The sequence below is a fragment of the Rathayibacter agropyri genome, assembly GCF_013249015.1.
GTDB classification, from domain to species: Bacteria; Actinomycetota; Actinomycetes; order Actinomycetales; family Microbacteriaceae; genus Rathayibacter; species Rathayibacter agropyri.
Map to the genome: position 1 here is coordinate 83,975 of NZ_JABRPL010000006.1, position 22,118 is coordinate 106,092.

The window sequence follows — 22,118 nt, forward strand, 5'->3', positions numbered from 1 at the left end:
TACACCCTGGTCGGCACAATATCTCTCGTTCCTGATCGGCTTCCTGATGATGGCTCCGGGCATGACGACCGCGGCCTCGCTCGCCAATGCGTTCGCGGGCGACTACCTCGGGGCGCTGCTCGACGTGCCGCCAGTCCCGACGGCGATCGTGTTCATCGCGGTGCTCACGCTCGTGAATCTGCGCGGGATGAAGGAGTCGTTGACCGCGAACCTGGTCGCCTCGGTGATCGAGGTGAGCGGCCTGGTCATTGTGATCGTGTGCGCCGCGGTGTTCTTCGGCAGCGGCAACGGGGATGCGGGTCGTGTCCTCGAATTCAACCCCGACGTCGCTCCGCTGCAGGGCGCGTTCGCCGCGTCCATCGTCGCCTTCTTTTCCTTCCTCTTCGAGCGTGGTTCCGATGCTCGCCATCGTGACGAGCGTGGTGCTGCTGACGCAGCAGACGGGGGTGGTGTGGCTGGCGACGGCGGGGTACGCGGTCGTGGGGACGCTGCTGTTCCTGGCGACGCGGCTCGGGAAGCGGAAGCACGCCGAGCGCGACGCCGACTGACGCGCGGGCATCGCCGGATGCCACAGTGGAGGGATGACCGTCACGCTCGCGCCGATGTCACCATCCGCTCTCGCCTCGTGGATGCGGATGCAGCGCTCGGCGTACATCGCCGACCGGATGCGAGCGGGCGACGATGAGGCGGCCGCAACCCGCAACGCCGACGCCTCCTACGAGAAGTACTTTTCGAACGGCTTCGCCGCCCTAGGGCACGACGTGCTCGAGGTCCTGGAGGAGGGGCGCACTGTCGGGTCGTTGTGGCTCGGCCCGCACCCGAACGATCTCGAGGGCGTCTGGTACGTGTGGGACGTGCAGATCAACGCCGCCGAGCGTGGCCGGGGATTCGGCCGGGCGGCGATGCTGCTGGCGGAGTCGCACGTCCTGTCTCGCGGAGGCTCGGCCCTCGCGCTGAACGTCTTCGGCTTCAACACGCCGGCTCGGGCGCTGTACGAGTCGCTCGGCTATGAGACGACGGCGGTGCAGATGCGGAAGGCGCTCGGCTGAGCGCCGCGGAGAATGCTCAGCGAGGGCGCGGGACCCCGGTCCGCGCCCAGTCGCGAGGTGCCGGAAGCGTGGGTACGCGCTGCTTGGAGCCCGCATTCGCCGTGAGCGCGGAGCGGCAGGCCTCGAAGGGCGGGATCGGTGCCTGTCAGTTCGGCGCGCAAAGGTGCAAACCCAACGAGTGCCGGACGAACGGCAACCGATCCGGCGACGAAGGAAGAGCACGAAAGCGTGGATCGCTAGTGGGTGGCCCGCGCGCCGCGCCGCCGCTCGGCCCGGGCGAACACAATAGCCACGACCACCATCGGCGAACCGGGCAGACGGTCGCGCGGACAGAAACCGAATCATCATGCACCTCCCTGTTGGAAGCCTGAGGTCTCGGGTCGATGAGCGTGTGGACATGACCCACGTAGGCCCTCGCCAGAGACCTCGCGGCGCTCCTTCGCGCAATGCCTTGCAGACTCCAGTCGGCGAGCCGCCCCAATCGCGCGATCGGCAGAGCCTCGGAGAAGCCGACTACCACCACAGGAGCCGCCACTGCCGCTCTCCCTTCGACGTGCAGCTCGCCGGCGGCGAGCAATGTCACCACGAAGAACCCGATTACGACGAATACCAGTGTGATCCAGCCCGTTATTCGATCCGATCTTCCGGTCGCAGACAGGATGCCAGTCGCCAGGACTGTCACGACTGTCGCGAGTCGGCTTCTGTGAGCGCAACCGCAGGGTGCGCAGGCGTTGGCGAACGACGTGCCTCGACGACTCCGCTGCGGCCATCAACAGTGCGGGCTCGAAGACGATGTAACGACCGAGGACCAGCGCCAGGAAGAGGACGATGCCGACTTGAGGAATGATGACGACCAAAGACCCGCACTGCCTGGGATCTGAGATGCACGCAGCCGCGACAAGTATCAGCGCTGGAAGAAGAAAACTCGCCATCCCTAGGGGGAGGAAAAAAACGCGATGAGTAGTGGCGCGCGCTGAGGATCCGGACGATCGACGATCAATTGCGCCGGTGGCCGCCCTCCGGCGGCGTCGATCTGGACTGTGCTCCGCGCCTGCGCTCAGAGAAGCAGGTCGACCATGCCGAGGCGGGCTTTCATGGCGTGGATCACCAGCTCATTGCCGCTGTCGAAGGTCAGGACGACGAGTTCGAGCAGTCGGCCTCGGGTGTCGAAGCCGAGGCGCAGCTGACGCGCCGGGGAGTCGTCGTCGAGATTCCCGACCCATACTGGAGCGGTTGCCGCCCTGACCGCGTCCTCCTCTCGGACCCCGTGCTTGAACGCGGAGGGATGGACCTTCATGCGGCCGATGTGGCCAGGGCATTGCGGATGATGTCGGACCGGGACCGGTGCTCGCGTGCGGCCCGCGCGTCGAGGGCGGCGAGCTCCTCCTCCGTCAGCCGTACCGTCACGACCTGCGAGGCTGCGGTTCCGCGACCCGGTCGCCCACGGCCCCGCCGCTTCAGAGCAGCCACGTCGTACCCGGCTTCGGCTTCCGCAGCCCACGCGGCGATCTGCGCCTCGGTCACGGGAACGCCGTCGATGGTCTCTTCTGCTGTCATGCGAATATCGTAAGACGAAAGAACCGCCGCTGAAAGGGTTGCTGGGATCCTGCTTGCAGAGTGGCACGTCCGCTCCCGGGGCGGCACGGCCCCTGGAGCGGACGTGTTCAGCTTCAACGCGCCGACGCGGGCAACGGACGACCGTTCGGCTACGACACGACCTCCTTGCAGCCGCACGAGGCGCTCGTCTGAGAGCCCCTTTCTCGGCATTCACTCGCGACTGGACGCGTCGAGTGGGCGCAGGGCGGGGTCCGCGGAGGGGTCGGGCCCCGGCCAGCGGCCGTTTGTGTCTCGAACACTCTGCGAGTGGGCATGCAACGGGAGACTCGCGAAGGCACGGAACCGGGGTTGCGTCGCCGTGGGCGGTCAGGCCGGCGCGAGAGCGGACGCCAGCACGGTGCCGCCGACGACGACGGCGACGGCGGTGGCGTAGTAGCCGAGGATCAGCGCGAAGACGGTCAGGCCCCAGCCGGCCTCGCCGGTGCGGCGGATCTGCGCGCGGGCGAGGTGGCCGCAGACGACTCCGGCGAGACCGACGACAAACGAGAGCACGAACGCCGTGATGGCTAGCGGATTCACGTTCGGGTCGGCGACGAGGCCGGCCTCGCGGCGGGCGCGGCCCTGCACGAGGGCGACCGGGAGGCCGACCGCCAGCAGGATGACGGGCGAGAGGATGACGAGGATGATGAGCAGGTGCCAGCCCTGCAGCCCGGCGAACATCGTTCGAGGGTAGCGCGACGCGGGGGTCAGGCGGTCTGTTCAATCAGGTTCGCCTCGTCGGTGGCAAGCTAGCGGGCCTTGACCTCGCAGGCCGCGTTGATTCGGGCGACATTGGCTTCGCGACGGACACGCTCGATCTCCTGCGCGCCGAGGGCCTCGATGTAGCCGTTGCGGTCGGTGACGCCCTGGATCGCGAACGCTGGTCGGCCGTGGAGTCGATCTTCACGAGTGCGACGACGGCGAGGTGGATCGTCACGCCGTTCTTGGTCTACGCGACCGGCTCCATCTTGATCTGGCGGGAGCGCAGCGAGATGCGGTCGGAGCGCTGGGTGAGCTTGTTGACGAACGCGCCGCCGCCGGTGATGACGGTCATGTTCGAGGTCAGGCCGTTCTCACCTTTCTGCTTCTTGCCGACGATCACGATCGCCTCGTCGGCCTGAGGCACTTGGTACCAGGCGCGGAAGACGAAGAAGCCGATGGGGGCGATCAGTTGGGGGCGCCGACGGGGATGCCGGCGATGACGATTCAGAGGAGATCGGGTTGCATGGACGGGCGACCTTTCAGCAGCCGAGGAACAGCCCAAAAGTGGCGAGGCCCCAACCGGCCTCGCCGCTCCTCCGGATCTGCGCGCGAGGCATGTGACCGCAGACGAGGCCCGCAACATCGACGAAGGAGGAGAACACGAAGGTGGTGACGGCCAGCGGATTGACGCGCGGGTCGGTCACGAGCCCGGCCTCGCGGCGCGCGCGACCCTGCGTCACAGCGATCGGGATGCCGATCGCCGCAATGATCACGGGAGAGAGGATGATCAGAATGATGAGCAGGTGCAAGCCCTGCAGTCCCGCGAACACGCCGCCAACCTAGCGGGTGGGCCCAGGAGCAACGCCTGTAGGTTGGCAGGCATGCCCAGCGATGACGTCCTCGATGCCCTGCGAGACTTCGTCCGGGCCCGTGAGTGGGCGCAGTTCCACACGCCCGAGAACCTCGCGAAGAGCGTCAGCATCGAGGCAGGCGAACTGCTCGAGTGCTTCCAGTGGGGCGACAGCGACCTGCCCTCGGCGGTGGAGGAACTCGCAGACGTTCTGACCTATTGCCTCCTGCTCGCTGATCGACTCGGTGTCGTCCCGGATGCGATCGTCCTCGACAAGCTCGAGAAGACCCGCGAGAAGTACCCCGTCGACAAGGCTCGTGGTCGGAGCGAGAAGTATGACCGACTTTAGCCTCGAGCATTTCCCCTTCGACTCCGACCAGGTCCGGGCCTGGGGATCGGCCGATCCGCGGCACCGGAACTGGCCAGTCGTGTACGTCCTCGACAGCGCGGCGGAGGTCTACGTGGGCGAGTCCCTGAACGCCGAGGGTCGCCTCCGCCAGCACCTGGACTCAGCCGAGAAGAGCCGGCTCGAGCGGGTGCGGGTCGTCCTCGACGAGACGTTCAACAAGTCCGCGTGCCTCGACCTCGAGTCGTTCCTCCTTCGCATGTTTTCAGGCGAGGGACGGCTGAAGGTGCTCAACCACAATGCCGGGATCACCGACGCGGACTACTTCGATCGCGACTCCTACCGGAGGACGTTCGACGAGGTATTCGAGGTGCTGCGCACTCAGGAGCATCTCTTCCAGAGGACGCTCCCCGAGATTATCAACAGCGACCTCTTCAAGCTCTCGCCCTTCAAAGCTCTCAATCACGACCAGGCGATCGCCGTCGAGGACATCCTCGAGGGGCTCTTCTCGGACCTCGAGTCGGGAGACCGCAGCACGGTCGTCGTGCAGGGAGATCCCGGGACAGGGAAGACGGTCGTCGCGATCTACCTCCTGAAGCTGCTGCAGGACATCCGTGAGCACGATCCGGAGGAGTCGCTCGACAGCGATTCGCTGTTCAACGACTTCTTCACCCCCGGTCACGCTGAGCTGCTGTCCACCCTGCGAGTCGGACTCGTGGTGCCGCAGCAGTCGCTCCGAGGCTCGATCTCGCGGGTCTTCGCACTCACGCCTGGTCTGCACAAGAGCCAAGTGCTGACCCCGTTCGAGGTCGGAGGCAGTGAGCAGCGATTCGACATCCTCATCGTCGATGAAGCGCACCGCCTGAGTCAGCGGGCGAATCAGCCCTCGGGCCCACTGAACAAGAGGTTCGCCGACATCAACCGGAGACTGTTCGGCGACGACTCGCTCGAGTACACGCAGCTCGACTGGATCCGAGCGCAGAGCACTCACACGATCCTGATGCTCGACACCGGGCAGACCGTTCGGCCAGCAGACCTGCCCGCGGCGGTGACACGCGGTCTTCTCTCGGAGGCGGCGGCGGACGGCCGCGTCTATCCCCTCCGCTCGCAGATGCGTATCACCGCCGACAAGGACTACGTCGGCTACGTCCGATCGGTGCTGAGCGACGCTCCACCGGCACAGCGGGAAGACTTCGGAGGCTACGACCTGCGGTTCTTCGACGACCTCAGCGAGATGCGCCGTGAACTGCGTTTCCGCGACGAGGAGCACGGGCTGTCGCGCCTTGTGGCCGGGTACGCGTGGGAGTGGGTGAGCAAAAAAGACAAGAACGCCGTCGACATCCGCATCGGCCGCGAAGCGCTCCGGTGGAACGGCACCCAGCGCGACTGGATTAACTCCCCCGGCGCGATCGACGAGGTCGGATCGATCCACACTGTCCAGGGGTACGACCTCAACTACGCGGGAGTCATCATCGGGCCGGACCTGCGGTACGACCGTGCTGAACAGCGAATCGTCTTCGATCGCGCGAACTACCACGACAAGAAGGGGCGCGAGAACAATCCGAAGCTCGGGCTCCGCTACAGCGACGAGGACCTGCTCGCGTATGTCCGCAACATCTACACGGTGCTGCTGACGCGCGGGATCAGAGGGACGTACGTGTACGTGTGCGATGCCGCGCTACGCGACCATCTCGCGCCTTACTTCTGACGAACGAATCCGCCCGTCTTGCGTCGTGATGATGCTCAACAAATGGAAACACCGCGACCTGCGTGGGAAATACCACACACGCCGCGGTGCTTCGCCGCATCCACGCTCCATCAGGGTGAGACACGAAGATGAAGCGACAGGACTAGCGCGTTCGTCGGTGCGTGACTAACGCATCTTCTCGAAGGCCGACTTGATGTGCGTGTACTCCGCCTGAGTCACCCGCACTGCTTCGAACGAGTAATCGGCCTTGCGCTGGGCCAGGATCCTGTTCATCGAGCTCTGGAAGACGTCCCAGTACCCCCGATTGTTGGGAGCGATCTCCTGATAGAGGAGACCGCCACCGAAGATCGCGATCCACTTGTCACTCGCAGCGCCAGCCTCTTCGCATACCACAGCCATTGCCATATCGTCATCCTCCATAGTGATCGTTTCAATGGGCGGAACAGGAACGTTCCCCACTGCGTTCGTGATGAATTTCGTCATGTCCACGCGACGACCCTGCGCGTCGAGGCCATGAACATGCAGATGCGTGTCTCCGCCATAGTCGGCGCCGTCAGCAGAAGCGCCGGACTTGCCGATGTACTCGCCGACCTCTTTGTGCCCCGCCGAACCAAACTGGGCCTGGTGTTGAACAACGATGGCGACCATCGGCCCTGCCGCTTCAGGCGGCACCGACTCAGCCGCGTGGACACGATTGATCGGAGTGTCGAGGGTCAGAATGGAGCGCCGACCGGCACTTCCCACCCATCCCGCGGCGAATTCGCCGGAGCCTCCGGAAGTCCTGAGCGTCCCCGCAGCCGGAGCGACCAGATCGGTGCCGTAAGCCAGAGGGTAGTCTATTCCGCCCTGACTGTAACTCGCATGCTCTCTCCACGTGCCGGTGATGCGATAATCGGCCCACGGATTATACGGCTGCACCGCCGCATTCGCTCGCGGCGCATCACCGACGATGGAGACGCCGACGGCAGTTGCAGCCGCTCCGACTCCAAGGCCTAGAAACATTCTTCGCCGAACGGAGACCATGATCTGGTCGACGCTGGCAGACTCGCCAATGGATTCATCCAATTGCACCCCCCTTTCTCTCGAAATTTACATTCCGCGACAAGAATCTCGTCGGCCGGCAGCCCGACCGCAAATGCTTTGTCACGTCGTCATCGAACATATCTCCTCTTCAAGGCTCGACACAGTCCTCATTAGGGGGGACCCTTCGGGGGACAAACGGATGGGACCTGGAGCGGAAATCGAGCTACGGATAAATCGAGTTACGGATCCAGACGCCCTATAGCACTTACCTTCATGCACCGCTCGGACTCGGCGCGAATACGCGCCATAAGTCGACCATCTCGATATTAGGTTCGCTCGCTCTTCTTCTGACCATGCGAACGGCAACTCCCCCCGAACGGAGTAGCCTCATGCACCTCCGCCCTTTTTCGGCGGACTATCCGGCTCCGACGTCGCTCCCACCAACCAGCGATTGATCAGCGTCTACCATCGCGCGGTTCAGAGTCGAGAAGCGCGCCGCGCCCATTCTCTGCACGCAGGGTCGCGGACACGCCCACGGCGTGCGTTTCGGATCTTATGATCCGATGAGACGGGCGACCGGAACGAGGCGAAGGCGCCGCCAGCCATCGCATGGTGGGGCGTTTGACACGGCACCGAAACCGAGAAGCCCCGGCAATCCTGCCGGGGCTTACGAGGTGCACGAACTTCGGTCAACGCGATCCATCGCTTTTGCGAAGCCGCGCATGGCTGGGGTACCTGGACTCGAACCAAGAACAACTGAACCAGAATCAGCCGTGTTGCCAATTACACCATACCCCAATGGTCATGCGGAGATGAGCCGGAGACCAGGTGACGAGCGGACCAGGATCCGGGCGCCGAGGTAAGACAGTACCCTACGGAGCCATGCCGCTCAAATCGAGCCGCGCACGACGGAGCCCTCCGACTCGGGAGCGGCCTCGCCGAGACGGGCGCGCACGAGGTCGCGGTTGAGAGCGGACGCGACCTGGGCGCCTGATCCGGCGGCCACGATCAGCTGCTGGGGTCCGGGAGCGGTGACCTCCCCCGCGGCGTAGAGGCCGGGCACAGTGGTGCGACCACCCGCATCGACGCGGAGGAAGCCGTCGGCGTCGCGCTCGGGGCCGGCGGCGTCGAGGTAGTCGAGGACGGGTGTCCAGACGGGACGCACGAAGGCGCCGGTGCACGGGACGACATCACCGTCGGCGAGCAGTACGCCGGTCATCACCGCGCGCTCCCCCGCGAGGTCGGCGACCGGGCGGCGATCGACGCGGATGCCGACGGACGCGAGCACGGACTCGTCGGCGTCGCTGACGACTCCGACTCCGTTGGTGAACACGACGAGGTTGGTCGACCACTGCGAGAGCAGCATCGCGCGCTCGGCCAGGTCGTCAGTCTCGCCGATCAGCGCGAGCGCCTCGCCCGCCTTCTCGTAGCCGTCGCACTCCATGCAGCTGTGCACGGCGGTGCCGTAGTACGCGCGCAGGTTCGGCAGGGTGGGCAGCCGCTCCAGAAGCCCCGCGGCGACAACGACGGCGGTCGCGAGGACCGATCGATCGGCGCTGCCGCGGACGCCCCGCGCGCCGACAACGAATTCGCCGCCGGAGCGCTCGACGGAGGTAACCAGGGCGTGGTGCACCTCGGCAGCCTCGTAGCGCTCGAACTCTTCGCGGCCGAGGCGGCGCAACTCGAGCGGGGAGATGCCGTCGCGGGTGAGGAAGCCGTGCGAGTGCAGGGTGGCCGCATTGCGCGGACGGTTGCTGTCGAGCAGCAAGACGCTGCGGCGGGCGCGGACGAGGTTGAGGGCGGCCGAGAGCCCGGCCGGGCCGCCGCCGATGACGACGACGTCGTACCGGCCTCCGATCGCCTCCGCCATGCTCAGGCCGGCCGGGCGGCGGTGAGGTGCGCCGAGAGGCGGTCCAGGCGGGCGATCGACTCCGCCTTGCCGAGAATCTCCATCGACTCGAACAGCGGAGGCGAGACGCGGCGCCCGGAGATCGCGGTGCGCAGCGGCCCGTAGGCAATCCTCGGCTTGAGGCCGAGGCCCTCGATCAGGGCGGAGGCGAGCGCCTCCTGGATCGCGGCGGTCAGCCACTCGCCCTCGGGGATCAGCTCGAGCGTGCCCACCGCGGCGGCGAGCACCTCTCCCGCGTGTGCGGGGAGGCCCTTTCGGGCGTCCTCGTCGTAGGTCAGCGCCTCGGCCGTGGTGAAGAGGAAGCCGAGCATCCCGGGAGCCTCGCCGAGCAGGCCGATCCGCTCCTGCACGAGCGGGGCGGCGGCGTCGAGCACGGCGCGCTGCTCTGGCGTGGGCTGGCCCGTGAGCACGCCCGCGGAGACGAGGTACGGGATAGTCCGCTCGGTGAAGTCATCGACGGCGAGGAGGCGAATGTGGTCGCCGTTGATCGACTCGGCCTTTTTGAGGTCGAAGCGGGCGGGGTTGGGATTCACGTCGACCACGTCGAAGGCGGCGACCATCTCCTCGATGGAGAAGACATCGCGGTCGTGCGTCAGCGACCAGCCCAGGAGGGCCAGGTAGTTGATCAGGCCCTCGGGAATGAAGCCGCGGTCGCGATGGTGGAAGAGGTTCGCTGAGGGGTCGCGCTTGGAGAGCTTCTTGTTTCCCTCGCCCATCACGTAGGGGAGGTGGCCGAAGCGCGGCACGAAGGTCGTGACTCCGATGTCGATCAGCGCGTGGTAGAGCGCGATCTGTCGGGCGGTGGAGGGCAGGATGTCCTCGCCGCGGAGCACATGGGTGATCTGCATGATCGCGTCATCGACGGGGTTCACGAGCGTGTAGAGCGGCTGACCGTTGGGGCGCACGACGACGAAGTCACTGAATGACCCCGCGGGGAAAGTGATCGGGCCGCGGACGAGGTCGTCAAAGGAGAGATCGGCGTCGGGGACGCGAAGGCGGAGCGCGGGCGCTCGGCCCTCGGCGCGGAAGGCGGCGCGCTGCTGCTCGGTGAGGTCGCGGTCGTGATTGTCGTAGCCGTGCTGCTTGGCGCGGCCGGCCGCCTCATTGCGCGCGTCGATCTCCTCCGCGGTGGAGTAGCTCTCGTAGAGGTGCCCCGAGGCGAGCAAGCGCTGGACCACGTCGAGGTAAACATCGGTGCGCTCCGACTGGCGGTACGGGCCGTGCGGGCCGCCGACTCCGACCCCCTCGTCCCAGTCGAGCTTCAACCAGCGCAGCGCGTCCACGATCTGCTCGTAGCTGTCCTCGCTGTCGCGGGCGGCGTCGGTGTCCTCGATGCGGAAGACGAACGTGCCTCCTGTGTGCCGCGCGTAGGCCCAGTTGAACAGGGCGGTGCGGATGAGGCCGACGTGCGGGGTCCCGGTGGGAGACGGGCAGAAGCGGACACGGACGTCGCTCCCGGTCGCGGTCGTAAACGGGTGCGCGTCCGGCGCGCGATCCAGGGGCGGAGTGAGCTCAGACATACGCCGCCGATCTTATCCGGCGGGGGCTGCGGTCGCCCGGGAGGCGAGCACTCCTACCGCGAAGCGTGCTTCTCGTCAACGGACTGACGCGGAGCACGGAGCAGTGGTGCTCTATGCCGAGGGCTTCCCGCCGAGTCCGTCCGAGCACGGCTCCGCATGCCGCGCCCGAGGTCCGCGGGAGCCTGCCCGGAAGGAGCACGGATGAGCATGATCGACCTGGATGTCGGTAGGGACCGCATAGTCCTCACCGAGTCGGCCCGCGCGGAGAAGGATGCGCGCACCCTCTCGCTCTTCCAGGCGGCGGCCGGGGCCGAAGACGCCGAAGGAAAAAGGATCCGCGAGCGCATAGTGCTCGACCACCTCGGGCTCGCCGAGGCGATGGCCCGCCGAGTGTCGCGCGGAGGAGGCGACTGGGCGGATTTGCGCCAGGTCGCCTACGTGGGCCTGGTCAAGGCCGCCCGGCGCTTCACCCCCGAACGCGGTGAGAGCTTTGCGGCGTTCGCCGTCCCCACCATCACCGGCGAACTCAAGCGCCATCTGCGCGACCTGGGCTGGATGATCCGCCCGCCGCGCGGAGTGCAGGAGCTGCACCGGCGCTCGGCCGTCGTGGCCGACGAGCTCGCTCAGGAACTCGGACGCCATCCCTCCGACCAGGAGATCGCCCGCCGACTGGGGGTCGACGTAGCCGAGGTCGCAGACGCGCGCTCCGCCGGTCATCCGCTCTCGCTGGACGAAAGTGTCGGCGAGGGTGGGGTCGGGCTGGCCGAGACGATCGGCGGCGAGGACGCGCGGCTACTCGAGATCGATCGGCGGCACGGCCTGGCCGAAGCGCTCGCCGAGCTCGACGACGGGCAGCGCGAACTCCTCCGAATGCGATTTGTCGAGGAGCGGACGCAGCAGCAGATCGCAGACACGCTGGGGACGACGCAGATGCAGGTTTCGCGCCTGCAGCGCAGGATACTGGCGCAGCTCGCTGACCGTCTGGGCGCCCCTTCGCGCAGCCATCAGCCCCGCGTCGCGCGCGCTCGCGTCACCTCCGTCACAGCCGTCCGGCCTGCCGCGCGACTGAAGACCGCCTGAGGTGGGCCTCGGCACTCGAGGGGAGCGAGGCGAGGGCCGCGAGGACGTCCTCGACCTGGACGGCGAGCAGCGCCGGATCGGGTTCGGCCGAGAAGACGTCGCCGCGGCGCAGGGATGCGTCGGTCACTACCACGTGCGGGCCGGAGACGGGCGGGCCCCAGGCCTCGGGCGGCGCGGGTCCGAAGAGGACGACGGAGGGGATGCCGTAAGCCGACGCGAGGTGGGCGGCTCCGGTGTCGACGGTGACGACGACTTCCGCTGCCGCGATGACCGCCGCGAAGTCGCTCAGGGAGAGAACGCCCGCGAGGGCCTCGCCCGTACCGGCCAGTTCGGCGACACGGCGGGCGCGGTCGGCCTCGTTCGCGCCTCCGGTGTAGATGACGCGGTGCCCCTCGGCGGTCAGCGCACGGGCGACCGCGGCGAAGCGCTCCTCTGGCCACTCCCGGGAGCCGTAGAACGCGCCGATGTGCACGACGGCTGCCCCGGCGATCGGCGCGGGCGCGGCGGGGACGGTGAGGGCGACGTCTTCGGGGTCGGCGTCGAGGCCGATGGAGTTAACGAGGCGGGCCCAGCGGGCGCGCTCGAGTTCTCCGTCGATCCAGAGCGGACGCGGATCGTGGGGGCCGGCGCCGGGATCGAGCCGAGGGACGCGGAACTCCAGCGTTCGCCGCGGGGCGATCTCGCGCAGCCGCAGTCGCGACTCCGGACCGTTGCCGTGCAGGTTGACCCCGAGTTCGACACGCCCGGGGGCCATCGGGAGTGGGTCGTCGAGGCCGTGCAGCGTGGGCACCAGGGCATCCAGGCCCTCGATCAGATCAACGATCGGCTCGAGCCAGGGCGTGGTGGCCAGGATCAGCCGGTGCTCGGGGAAGCCGCGGCGCAGCGCCTTCAGCGCGGGAACCGCCACGAGGAGGTCGCCGAGCTTGAGGGCGCGCAGGGCGAGGATCTCCGGAGTCCCGTCCGGGTCGGTGAGAGCGCGCACGGCGCCTCCTTCCTGTCGGGTCCCCCGTACCCCGTTGCGCGGGACTCAGACGCGCGGTCGGCTGATCCGTTCTGCGACGCGCCCGAGCAGGACGACTTCTCTCGGTGGGGGTTTACATCCTCGGTCTCGGGGTACGAGGAAGGAGTGAACGACTCCTCCCTGCGGAGCGCCGACGGCGCCGACGAGCGCGTGCGGACCCTGCGCGGGATCCTCTTCGATCGCGACGCGACGCTTGTGGTGGACGTGCCCTACAACGGTGACCCATCACGGGTCTCGCCGATGCCGACCGCGCTGGATGCGGTGGAGCGGGCGCGGGAGGCGGGACTTGCGCTGGGAGTCGTCACGAACCAGTCGGGCATCGCGCGCGGCCTTCTCGACCGCGCGCAGGCCGAAGCCGTGAACCGCCGTGTCGATGAGCTGTTCGGCGGTTTCGACGTCTGGATGCTCTGCCCGCACGGCCCCGATGACGGCTGCGCGTGCCGCAAGCCCGCGCCCGGGATGGTGCTGGACGCCGCCGAGGCGCTGGGACTGCCCGTCGACTCCCTGGCCGTGATCGGCGACATCGGCGCCGACATGGGCGCCGCCGCGGCTGCGGGAGCCCGCGGAGTGCTGGTGCCGACTCCGGTCACGCGCTCGGAGGAGGTGGCCGCCGCTCCGCTGCACGCGGCGACGCTCCTCGAGGCCGTCGAGCTGCTGCTCGCGATGCAACCCGACGGGGACTCCGAGTGAGGCGCCGTGTCCTCGTCGCCCGGCTCGACAGCGCCGGCGACGTGCTGCTCTGCGGTCCCGCGATCCGGGCGATCGCGGCGGAGGCGGAGGTGCTGCTGCTGAGCGGACCCCAGGGCGCAGCCGCGGCGGCGCTGCTCCCCGGGCCGGTGGCGGTGCGCACGTGGTGGTGCCCGTGGATCGGCGACGCCTCTCGGCCCGTCGACGTTGAGCTGGTCGATGAGCTGCGCGCGATCGTGGCAGAGTTCAGCCCCGACGAGGCCGTGATCCTCACGTCCTTCCACCAGTCGCCGCTGCCGCTCGCGCTGCTCTTGCGCCTCTGCGGAGTCGCCCGGATCTCCGGCGCCTCCGTCGACTTCGCCGGAGCTCTGCTCGATGTGCGCCTCGTTCCGGGCGAGACGCTGGCGGAGGACCAGCCGGAGCCGGAGCGCGCGCTGGCCATCGCGGCGGCGGCCGGATTCACGCTGCCCGCGGGCGACGACGGCCGCCTGCTGGTGCGCCGCGAGGGCATCCTCCCCGCTGCACTCGTGGACGTCGGCCGCTACGCCGTCGTGCATCCCGGAGCCGCGGTGCCGGCCAGAGCCTGGCCCGCGGCCAACGCGGCGCGCGCGGTCGAGCTGCTCGCCGACGCGGGCCTCGCCGTTGTTGTCACCGGGGGGCCGGGCGAGCGGGCGCTGACAGCCGAGGTCGCCGGCAGCCGCGGGATCGATCTGGGTGGGGCGACGGACTTCGCGGGGGCATCGGAGGTCCTGGCCCGCGCCGAGGTGGTGATCAGCGGCAACACCGGCCCCGCGCACCTCGCCGCGGCGGTCGGCACCCCCGTTGTCAGCCTGTTCGCTCCGGTCGTCCCCGCCGTTCGCTGGGCGCCCTACGGAGTCCCGGTCGCGCTGCTCGGGGACCAGGAGGCGGCCTGCGCCGGTTCGCGGGCGCGCGTCTGCCCTGTTCCCGGCCACCCCTGCCTCGCGGGGGTGAGCGCCGAGGAGGCGGTCGCCGCCGCGCTCCGGCTCAGCGCCACCCTCCCGGCTCCCACCCCCACGAGAGAGGCGATCGCATGAGGATCCTGCTCTGGCATGTGCACGGCGGCTGGACGGACGCGTTCGTCCGCGGGTCGCACACCTTCGTGCTGCCCCGCACTGCGGCCCGCGACGGCTGGGGCCTGGGTACCGGCGGACGCGACTGGCCGAACGCCGTCGACATCGCCCCGGAGCAGTTGCACGACACCGACATCGACGCTGTCCTCCTCCAGCGCCCCGACGAGTTCGCCGAGGCGGAGCGCCTGCTCGGCCGCCGACTCGGCCGCGACGTCCCCGCGGTCTATGTCGAGCACAACACTCCGCGCGGAGACGTGCCTACCACTCGGCATCCGCTCGCCGACCGCGACGACCTGCTGATCGTGCACGTCACCCACTTCAACGCGCTGATGTGGGACACCGGCTCGACCAGGACGACCGTCATCGAGCACGGGATCCACGACCCGGGGCCCCTCTACACCGGCGAGCTTGCTCACTTCGGCGTCGTCGTCAACGAGCCGGTCCGCCGCGGACGCGTCGCCGGTACCGACCTGCTCCCCCGCTTCGGGGCCGTCGCTCCGCTCGATGTGTTCGGGATGAAGACCGACCGGCTCGCGGAGCTACCAGGGCTCGAGGAGGTGACCGTGCTCGGTGACCTGCGCACGCAGGCGATGCACGCCGCGCTCGCCCGCCGTCGGGTCTACCTGCACCCGTTCCGCTGGACGTCGCTCGGCCTTGCACTGCTCGAGGCGATGCACCTGGGCATGCCCGTCGTCGCGCTCGACGTCACCGAGGCGGGACGGGCCGTGCCGCACGAGGCTGGAGCGATCACGAACGACCTCGACGCCCTCGTCGCCGCGGCCCGCACCCTGATCGAGAACCCGGATCGCGCCGCCCGCGCCGGGGCCGTGGCCCGCGAAGCCGCCCTCGCCCGCTACAGCCTCGCCCGATTCCACCGCGACTGGGATGAGCTCCTAGCCGATCTTCCGCGTCGCCGCACGGCGCCGCCCGCCCTGGAAGGGAGCACACGATGAAGCACCAGCTTTTGGCGGCGCGTCCGCTCACGATCGCGATGGTCTCGGAGCACGCGAGCCCGCTCGCGACGCTCGGCGGGGTCGACGCCGGCGGCCAGAACGTGCACGTCGCGGCGCTTGCCGACGCGCTCGCCCGCCGCGGCCACCGCGTCGTGGTCTACACGCGCCGCGACGACCCCTCCCTCCCCCGCCGGGTGCCCTTCACCTCGGGTGTCGAGGTCGTGCACATCGACGCCGGACCGCCGCGCCGGGTGCCGAAGGACGACCTGCTTCCCTTCATGGGTGACTTCGCGGTCGACCTCGCCGAGGAGTGGCTCGAGGAGCGACCGGACCTCGTCCACAGCCACTTCTGGATGTCCGGGGTTGCGGCGCTCGACGCCTCCGACCGGGTGGAGCGCGTCACCGGGCGCCGCGTGCCGGTACTGCACACCTTCCACGCCCTCGGCGTTGTCAAGCGCCGTCAACAGGGCGCGCTGGACACGAGCCCCGAAGAGCGCGCCTGGCTCGAGCCGGGCGTCGGCCAGCGGGCAGACGGCATCGTCGCCACCTGCTCCGATGAGGCGTTCGAGCTGAAGGGTCTGGGCGTGCCGACCTCGCGCATCTCGGTCGTGCCCTGCGGAGTCGACATCGACCGATTCACCGTCGACGGCCCGGTCGCGCCGCGCGGCGAGCGACCGCGGCTGATGACCATCGGACGCCTCGTGCCCCGCAAAGGCATGGGCATCGCGATCGAGGCACTCTCCCTCCTGGTCGCGGCCGGCCACGACGCCGAGCTCGTCGTCGTCGGCGGCTCCGGCTCGGGCGACGCGCTCACGGCCGATCCCGAGTATCAGCGGCTGCACGGGGTCGCCGAGAAGCTCGGAGTCGCCGACCGCGTCGACTTTGTCGGCCAGCTCTCGCAGACGGCGATGCCCGCGATGCTCCGCTCGGCCGACGTGATGGTCTGCGCGCCCTGGTACGAGCCGTTCGGCATCACTCCGCTCGAGGCGATGGCGTGCGGAGTGCCGGTCGTCGCCTCCTCGGTCGGCGGACTGATCGACACCGTGGTCGAGGACGTCACCGGAGTGCATGTGCCCCCGCGCGACCCCATCGCCCTCGCTGCCGCGCTCACCTCGCTTCTCGCAGACCCCACACGAGCCCGCGCCTACGGGGTCGCGGGCCGCGAGCGCGTCGAGGCCCGCTACTCCTGGGACCGCGTCGCCACGGACACCGAGCGCGCCTACCTCACGACCCTCGCGGGGATCGGCGACGAGTCGGTCCTCACCGGCGCCACAAGCGCACCCTCATCCCCCACCACCCGGAAGGCGGCTCCGCGACGATGACTATCGACACCGTTCTGGACACCCCGACGGACGCCGTTCGGCGCCTCGTCGACGACCATGTGGCGCGCTCGCTCGACGTGGTCGCGCAGCTCGAGCGCCACTCCGAGCGGATCGCCGCGTGGGGCACAGAACTCGCCGACCGACTGCACTCCGGGGCCCGTCTGCTCGCCGCGGGCAACGGCGGCTCGGCGGCGGAGGCGCAGCACCTCACCGCGGAGCTGGTCGGCCGTTTCGACGGCGACCGCATCCCGTTCTCGGCACTCTCGCTGCACGCCGAGACTTCGAGCTTGACCGCGATCGGCAATGACTACGGCTTCGACCACGTGTTCGCTCGCCAGGTCACGGCCCACGCCCGTACCGGAGACGTGGTCGTACTGCTCTCGACCAGCGGACGCAGCGCCAACCTGCTGCACGCCGCCGAGGCAGCCCGCGCGGCCGGGGCCCGCTCGTGGGCACTGACCGGCGACGGACCGAACCCGCTGACCGACCTCTGTGACGAGTCGATTGCCCTCGACGGCCACGGCGCGAACGTGCAGGAGGCGCAGCTCGTCCTGGTGCACGCGCTCTGCCGGGCCTTCGAGCACCGGATCCGCGCGCGAATGGCGGCGGCCTCATGAGCCGGCTGCGCCTCGTCGTCGTCGGTGACGTGATGCTCGACGTCGACCTCTCCGGGCCCGCGGAGCGACTGAGCCCGGACGCCCCGGTGCCCGTGGTCGATGTGTCGGTCCGCAGCGCCCGCGCGGGCGGCGCCGGGCTCGTGGCGCGGATGCTGGTGCGCGACGGCCACGACGTGACGCTCGTGACGGCGCTCGCCGACGACTCCGACCCGGACGTGGCCGAGTTGCGCGCCGAGTTGCACGGCGTCCGCGTCGTCGCCGGTCCCTCTGGTGCGCCGACACCCGTGAAAACGCGGGTCGCCGCCTCGGGCCACGCCGTCGTGCGGATCGACCGCGGCTGCGAGCGGCCCCCGGTCCCCGCCGTCACGGACGACATGCTTGCCGCCCTCGGCGACGCAGACGGGGTCGTCGTCGCCGACTATGGCCGCCGACTCACCGAGAACCCGTCGCTGCGCGCGGCGCTCGACGCGCTCTCGGTGCCGCTGGTCTGGGATCCGCATCCGCGCGGCTCGAAGCCGGTCGCCACGACCACGCTCGCGACGCCGAACCTCGCCGAGGCGACCGCGTTCTCGGGCGCAACCGGCCGCGGAGTGACGCTCGCCGAGTCGGCCGCAACCACGCTGCTGGAGCGATGGGGCTGCGGCGCCGTCGCGGTGACGATGGGCTCCTCCGGCGCTCTGCTGCGCTCGCGCGGCGCGGGAGTGCCGGTCGTCGTGCCCGCCGCGGCCGTACCGCCGACCGACCCCTGCGGAGCGGGCGACCGGTTCGCCGCCTCCGTTGCCGTCGCGCTCGCTCAGGGCGTGAGCCCCTCGGAGGCGGTTCAGGCGGCGGTCACCGACGCCGGGTCCTACCTGCTGGCGGGCGGAGTCGCCTCCCTCGCCGCTCCCGCCGACGCCGCTCCCCTGCACGGCGGCGGAGTCGACGCCCTGCGGGTCGCCGAATCGGTGCGCGCCTCGGGCGGCACCGTGGTCGCGACCGGCGGCTGCTTCGACCTGCTGCACGCCGGTCACGCCCGCACCCTCTCGGCCGCTCGCGCGCTCGGCGACTGCCTGATCGTGTGCCTCAACTCGGACGACTCGGTGCGCCGGCTCAAGGGTGCCGCGCGGCCGATCATCCCCGAGGACGACCGCGTCGACCTGCTGCTCGCCCTGGAGTGCGTGGACGCCGTGCTGGTCTTCGGCGAGGACACGCCGGACGAGGCGCTTCGCCGCATCCGCCCCGACGTCTGGGTGAAGGGCGGCGACTACTCCGCCGAGTCCCTGCCCGAAACGGCGACGGTGGCGGAGTGGGGCGGCCGAGTCCTGACCGTGCCCTATCACCCCGGCCGCTCGACCACCCATCTCGCTGCCGCGCTCGCGCGCGTCGGTTGACCCGCGGCCCACGAGGCCCCCCAGACCGCCCCCGCAGGAAACGATGAGCACAGAAGGAAACCATGAGCACCACTCCCACCCCCCTTGGCCGCGTCCTGATTACCGGAGGAGCATCCGGGCTCGGTGCGGCGGTCGCCGCCGCCGTCACTGCGGCGGGCGGTACCCCGATCGTGCTCGACCGCGACGTCTCGGCCGTGCAGGAGGGCGTCGCCGCCTACCAGGTCGACGTCGCGAAGACCCGCGAGGCCGAGAAGACGGTCGCCGAGATCGCGCGGGAGCACGGCGGGCTCGATGCCGTCGTCACCGCTGCCGGAATCGACCGCTGCGGCCGCCTGGTCGATGTGGAGCCGGAGGAGTGGGAGCGGGTCATCTCGGTCAACCTGCTCGGCACTGCGGCTGTCGTCCGTGCGGCGCTGCCCTTCCTCACCGAGACCCACGGCCGGGTCGTGACCGTCGCCTCCTCGCTGGCCATTAAGGCCGTGTCGGATGCGACCGCCTACTGCGCGTCGAAGTTCGGCGTGCTCGGCTTCACCCGGGCGCTCGCTGCCGAGACCAAGGGCGAGATCGGCGTCACGACGCTGATCCCCTCCGGCATGAAGACGCGCTTTTTCGACGACCGCGACGAGCAGTACAAGCCCGGCCCCGACGCGCTGCTGAACGACCCGGAGAACGTCGCAAACGCAGTCATGTTCATCCTCGGCCAGCCCCGCGGCTGCGAAGTCCGCGAGCTCGTCATCACGCACGAGGAGGAGCCGTCCTGGCCGTGACCCCCGTCCCGGCTCCCGCGATCTCGCGCGGGGGCTCAGCGGGTGGCGGCGAGGACGGCTCGGACGTCGTCGAGCACGGGCTCAACGCGGACGTCCGCGACGAAGGTGATGTCGTGCTCGCACCGTGGAGCGGTCCAGCCGACCTGCGTCGCGTCGCGCCCGCAGACCGGGCAGCGCGTGGTCCAGCTCAACTGAACGCGGTGGCGCTGCCTGCCCAGTGGAGCGGCGTTGATCGCGTTGCCGACCCAGAAGATCCCGACGGTCGGTGCCCCGACTGCTGCGGCCAGGTGCCGGGGCCCTGAATCGTTGCCGAGCACCAGGTCGGCGAGCGAGAGCAGCGGAGCGAGGTCCGGCAACTCGACCGCGCCAGCCCACGAGACGGTGCCGGGCGCGCCAGCCACGATCTCGTCGGCCGCGGGCACGTCGGAGGCGTCCCCCACGACGAGGACGCGCGCCCCGTCGGCGAGCAGCGCCCGCGCCACCCCCGCGAAATTCGCGCTCGGCCAGCGGCGGCGGGGGTCGGTCGCTCCCGGGTGAATCACCACGAGCGAACCACCCGCCGGCAGCGCGGCGGCGAGGCGGTCACGCCGCTCGGGATCGACGTGCAGGATCGGCTCGAGCCGGGTCGCAGGGGCACCGGCGAGCCCGACGATCTCGAGCCCCCGCAGCATCTCGTGCTGGTAGTAGACGTAGGGGATCGTGCGCTCGAGTTGCACGGCATCCGGGGTGCGCGACCCGATCGTGTGCCGCGCGCCGAGCCGCTGCAGGAAGGGGTTGGAGTAGCGCCCGCCCCCGTGCAGCTGCACGGCGAGGTCGAACTGGTGCGCGCGCATCCGCTCGGTGAAGTCCTCGACGGCCTGCGGATCCTCGCCCTCGCCGTCCCGGACGCCCTGCGCAACCGGCAGGATCTCGACGTGTGCCACCGGCGACTCCACACCCTCGAGCAGCACCCGGTGCGCGGGCGTGCCGAGCAGCGTGATCTCCGCCCCCCGGTACGCCGCCGCGAGCGCCTCGACGGCGGGCAGCGCGAAGAGTAGGTCGCCGAGTCCGCCGCCGCGCAGCACAGCGATCCTCTCGACTCCGGCGAAGGGCTCTCGGAGGGGGGCGATGGCGACCACGGCGGGTTCCTCTCAGGTGCGGAGTCGCGGTGCGGCTCCGGGGGCGTGCACTCCTCCACTTCCCCGCGAGACCCGATCCGAAACCGGATGGGCGCCGCACAACGTCGGCTGAGAGCCCCTCTCATCGACGATGGTGGATGAGATCGCGTCTCAGCTGACGTTGTGCGCGGGTCAGGAGGCAGCGGCCCGCTCAAGCTGCTGAACCCGGGTCCGAGAGACCCCGAACGCGGCCGCGGTTGCCTCAAGGGAGTACCTATCCGCGCGAGCGATGGCCACCGCTCGACGCCGCGCCGCCGCAGAGCGCTCCTGGGCCGCTCGAGATTCGCGCTCCGCCTCCTCCGCCTCGCGCCACAGCTCCTCCGCCTCGGGCGTGACCCGCACGGTGACCTCCACGGTGACCTCGTCCACCGCGACCCCGACCGCGAGCGCCGCTATCTCGTGGGCGACCGCGTCCGCCTCGCCCAGTCCGCGCGCCTGCCCCACGATGTCCAGTTCGCGGATCGTCACGAGCCACCAGCGGCCGTCGCGCTCAACGGTCGCTGCGTACCTGTACTCAGTCATCGGAATCCTCACTATCGCCATTCCTGCGGGACCGCAGGAAGCTTCCGCATCAGCCGAAGTACAAGCCCCCTGGTGAGAGAAGGGCTAGGGGGACTGGCAACTTGGCGCTTCCCACCGCGGGAACGGCGCGGCAGGAGCAATCCCCGCGCCGGCGTGTGACGCCGAAAGCGGCCACCTCCCTAGCCTCGGTGTATGTACTCTCACTTTCCCGCCGCGGCCGTCGCGGCTGCCGCCTCCGTCGCCATCCCCGCGATCGTCCTGTTTGTCATTCGGCGGCGCGATCGCAAGCGTCCCGACGAGCGGATCTCCGCCGCACCGGACGACGCCGTCGTCCTCTCGTTCCGACGCTCGCAGATCGTCGTGAACCGGGTCGTCGGCATCATCGTCGCCGTGCTCGGCGCCCTGATGACCGTCATCGCAGCGACCAGACCCAACGAGACGGAGATGCTCATCGCCAGCATCGTCATGGTCGTCCTCGGCGCTCTGATGATCCTGCTGGCGAGCGCGCTCGCGCGATTCCGGGTCACCCTCCTCGCCGATCGGATCAACAGCGTCCCGATGATAGGGCGCCGGCGGTCTATCCCCGTCCACGACATCGCCAGAATCATTCCGGCAGCAGGCTGGTACGGCGGACTTCAGGTCTACGACGTTCGGCGCAAGCGCCTCTTCTCCGTCACGACCATCAGCCTCGGGTTTGCGCATCTCGTGCCGTTCCTTCAGTGGAACGCCCCCGTAGCGTGGGAGGAGTTCGTGCGGAAGTACGAGCGGAACCTCCCCCAGATCCTCGGGCCCGCAGCACCCCGCGCGCAGGAGCGCTAAATTCCGGCA

24 protein-coding genes, 1 tRNA gene and 1 pseudogene are annotated in these 22,118 nt (G+C 69.6%); 14 read left to right on the plus strand and 12 right to left on the minus strand.

Going from position 1 to position 22,118, the window contains the following annotated elements; translation table 11 throughout:
* Positions 1–61: 61 nt before the first annotated feature.
* The 3 genes and pseudogenes from HRF29_RS15575 to HRF29_RS13150 form a co-directional block, all read left to right on the plus strand.
* Positions 62–319: pseudogene (locus HRF29_RS15575) on the plus strand (amino acid permease); the annotation flags it as partial.
* A 79-nt stretch (positions 320–398) separates the two neighbouring features.
* Positions 399–548, plus strand: coding sequence for a hypothetical protein (locus HRF29_RS14720; RefSeq protein ID WP_222929656.1), 150 nt, complete (start codon positions 399–401; stop codon positions 546–548).
* 33 nt (positions 549–581) lie between these two features.
* On the plus strand, positions 582–1,049 hold the full coding sequence (locus HRF29_RS13150; RefSeq protein ID WP_222929657.1) for a GNAT family N-acetyltransferase: 468 nt from the start codon (positions 582–584) through the stop codon (positions 1,047–1,049).
* 1,057 nt (positions 1,050–2,106) lie between these two features.
* Here the strand turns inward: HRF29_RS13150 and HRF29_RS13155 are convergent.
* The 5 genes from HRF29_RS13155 to HRF29_RS15215 all read right to left on the minus strand — a co-directional run bounded on the left by HRF29_RS13155 (position 2,107) and on the right by HRF29_RS15215 (position 4,177).
* A complete protein-coding gene (locus HRF29_RS13155; RefSeq protein ID WP_173249296.1) occupies positions 2,107–2,346 on the minus strand; it encodes a toxin in 240 nt (79 codons plus the stop codon).
* On the minus strand, positions 2,343–2,606 hold the full coding sequence (locus HRF29_RS13160; RefSeq protein WP_173249297.1) for a ribbon-helix-helix protein, CopG family: 264 nt from the start codon (positions 2,604–2,606) through the stop codon (positions 2,343–2,345). Before HRF29_RS13160 ends, HRF29_RS13155 begins: the two co-directional genes overlap by 4 nt.
* 366 nt (positions 2,607–2,972) lie before the next feature.
* Positions 2,973–3,326 carry a DUF4190 domain-containing protein gene (locus HRF29_RS13165; protein WP_173249298.1) on the minus strand — a complete coding sequence of 118 codons (354 nt, stop codon included), beginning with the start codon at positions 3,324–3,326 and terminating at the stop codon, positions 2,973–2,975.
* 268 nt (positions 3,327–3,594) lie between these two features.
* Entirely contained in the window at positions 3,595–3,771 is a 177-nt protein-coding gene (locus tag HRF29_RS14635; protein ID WP_187698449.1) for a hypothetical protein, read from the minus strand.
* Positions 3,772–3,886: 115 nt separating this feature from the next.
* Entirely contained in the window at positions 3,887–4,177 is a 291-nt protein-coding gene (locus tag HRF29_RS15215; RefSeq protein WP_173249299.1) for a DUF4190 domain-containing protein, read from the minus strand.
* A gap of 51 nt (positions 4,178–4,228) precedes the next feature.
* Between HRF29_RS15215 and HRF29_RS13180 the strand changes: the two genes are divergently transcribed.
* The gene (locus tag HRF29_RS13180) at positions 4,229–4,546 is read left to right on the plus strand and encodes a nucleotide pyrophosphohydrolase (protein ID WP_173249300.1); all 318 of its coding nucleotides are present in this window, start codon (positions 4,229–4,231) and stop codon (positions 4,544–4,546) included.
* Entirely contained in the window at positions 4,533–6,251 is a 1,719-nt protein-coding gene (locus HRF29_RS13185) for a DUF2075 domain-containing protein (protein WP_173249301.1), read from the plus strand. The genes HRF29_RS13180 and HRF29_RS13185 overlap by 14 nt, the downstream gene beginning before the upstream one ends.
* Before the next feature lie 165 nt (positions 6,252–6,416).
* Here the strand turns inward: HRF29_RS13185 and HRF29_RS13190 are convergent, their stop codons facing one another.
* The 4 genes from HRF29_RS13190 to gltX all read right to left on the minus strand — a co-directional run bounded on the left by HRF29_RS13190 (position 6,417) and on the right by gltX (position 10,703).
* Complete coding sequence (locus HRF29_RS13190; RefSeq protein WP_173249302.1) at positions 6,417–7,316, minus strand: hypothetical protein; 900 nt, start codon at positions 7,314–7,316, stop codon at positions 6,417–6,419.
* 681 nt (positions 7,317–7,997) lie between these two features.
* A tRNA-Gln gene (locus HRF29_RS13195) sits at positions 7,998–8,072 on the minus strand.
* A gap of 91 nt (positions 8,073–8,163) precedes the next feature.
* Complete coding sequence (locus HRF29_RS13200; RefSeq protein WP_173249303.1) at positions 8,164–9,144, minus strand: NAD(P)/FAD-dependent oxidoreductase; 981 nt, start codon at positions 9,142–9,144, stop codon at positions 8,164–8,166.
* A gap of 2 nt (positions 9,145–9,146) precedes the next feature.
* Positions 9,147–10,703, minus strand: coding sequence for a glutamate--tRNA ligase (gene gltX, locus HRF29_RS13205; protein WP_173249304.1), 1,557 nt, complete (start codon positions 10,701–10,703; stop codon positions 9,147–9,149).
* Positions 10,704–10,904: 201 nt separating this feature from the next.
* On the opposite strand from gltX, the gene HRF29_RS13210 reads away from it, so the two are divergent.
* Complete coding sequence (locus tag HRF29_RS13210) at positions 10,905–11,783, plus strand: sigma-70 family RNA polymerase sigma factor (protein ID WP_173249305.1); 879 nt, start codon at positions 10,905–10,907, stop codon at positions 11,781–11,783.
* Here the strand turns inward: HRF29_RS13210 and HRF29_RS13215 are convergent.
* Positions 11,743–12,765, minus strand: coding sequence for a glycosyltransferase family 9 protein (locus HRF29_RS13215; RefSeq protein WP_173249306.1), 1,023 nt, complete (start codon positions 12,763–12,765; stop codon positions 11,743–11,745). The two genes, HRF29_RS13210 and HRF29_RS13215, sit on opposite strands and share 41 nt — an antisense overlap.
* Before the next feature lie 144 nt (positions 12,766–12,909).
* On the opposite strand from HRF29_RS13215, the gene HRF29_RS13220 reads away from it, so the two are divergent.
* The 7 genes from HRF29_RS13220 (at position 12,910) to HRF29_RS13250 (ending at position 19,611) form a co-directional block, all read left to right on the plus strand.
* Entirely contained in the window at positions 12,910–13,494 is a 585-nt protein-coding gene (locus HRF29_RS13220) for a D-glycero-alpha-D-manno-heptose-1,7-bisphosphate 7-phosphatase (protein ID WP_343043745.1), read from the plus strand.
* Positions 13,491–14,546 (plus strand): glycosyltransferase family 9 protein, encoded by a 1,056-nt coding sequence (locus HRF29_RS13225; RefSeq protein ID WP_173249307.1) that lies wholly within the window; start codon positions 13,491–13,493, stop codon positions 14,544–14,546. The genes HRF29_RS13220 and HRF29_RS13225 overlap by 4 nt, the downstream gene beginning before the upstream one ends.
* Entirely contained in the window at positions 14,543–15,535 is a 993-nt protein-coding gene (locus HRF29_RS13230) for a glycosyltransferase (RefSeq protein ID WP_173249308.1), read from the plus strand. Before HRF29_RS13225 ends, HRF29_RS13230 begins: the two co-directional genes overlap by 4 nt.
* A complete protein-coding gene (locus HRF29_RS13235) occupies positions 15,532–16,857 on the plus strand; it encodes a glycosyltransferase (RefSeq protein WP_173249309.1) in 1,326 nt (441 codons plus the stop codon). The genes HRF29_RS13230 and HRF29_RS13235 overlap by 4 nt, the downstream gene beginning before the upstream one ends.
* Entirely contained in the window at positions 16,854–17,474 is a 621-nt protein-coding gene (locus HRF29_RS13240) for a D-sedoheptulose-7-phosphate isomerase (RefSeq protein ID WP_173249310.1), read from the plus strand. The genes HRF29_RS13235 and HRF29_RS13240 overlap by 4 nt, the downstream gene beginning before the upstream one ends.
* 5 nt (positions 17,475–17,479) lie before the next feature.
* Positions 17,480–18,844: a PfkB family carbohydrate kinase gene (locus HRF29_RS13245; protein WP_173249350.1), complete on the plus strand. Its 1,365-nt coding sequence runs from the start codon at positions 17,480–17,482 to the stop codon at positions 18,842–18,844.
* A 62-nt stretch (positions 18,845–18,906) separates the two neighbouring features.
* Complete coding sequence (locus HRF29_RS13250) at positions 18,907–19,611, plus strand: SDR family oxidoreductase (protein ID WP_173249311.1); 705 nt, start codon at positions 18,907–18,909, stop codon at positions 19,609–19,611.
* Between the two features lie 35 nt (positions 19,612–19,646).
* Here the strand turns inward: HRF29_RS13250 and HRF29_RS13255 are convergent, their stop codons facing one another.
* Positions 19,647–20,729 (minus strand): glycosyltransferase family 9 protein, encoded by a 1,083-nt coding sequence (locus tag HRF29_RS13255; RefSeq protein WP_173249312.1) that lies wholly within the window; start codon positions 20,727–20,729, stop codon positions 19,647–19,649.
* Between the two features lie 171 nt (positions 20,730–20,900).
* Positions 20,901–21,290: an antitoxin HicB gene (locus HRF29_RS13260; RefSeq protein ID WP_173249313.1), complete on the minus strand. Its 390-nt coding sequence runs from the start codon at positions 21,288–21,290 to the stop codon at positions 20,901–20,903.
* Positions 21,291–21,482: 192 nt separating this feature from the next.
* Here HRF29_RS13260 and HRF29_RS13265 point away from each other — a divergent pair, with 192 nt between their 5' ends.
* The gene (locus HRF29_RS13265) at positions 21,483–22,109 is read left to right on the plus strand and encodes a hypothetical protein (protein ID WP_173249314.1); all 627 of its coding nucleotides are present in this window, start codon (positions 21,483–21,485) and stop codon (positions 22,107–22,109) included.
* Positions 22,110–22,118 lie beyond the last annotated feature (9 nt).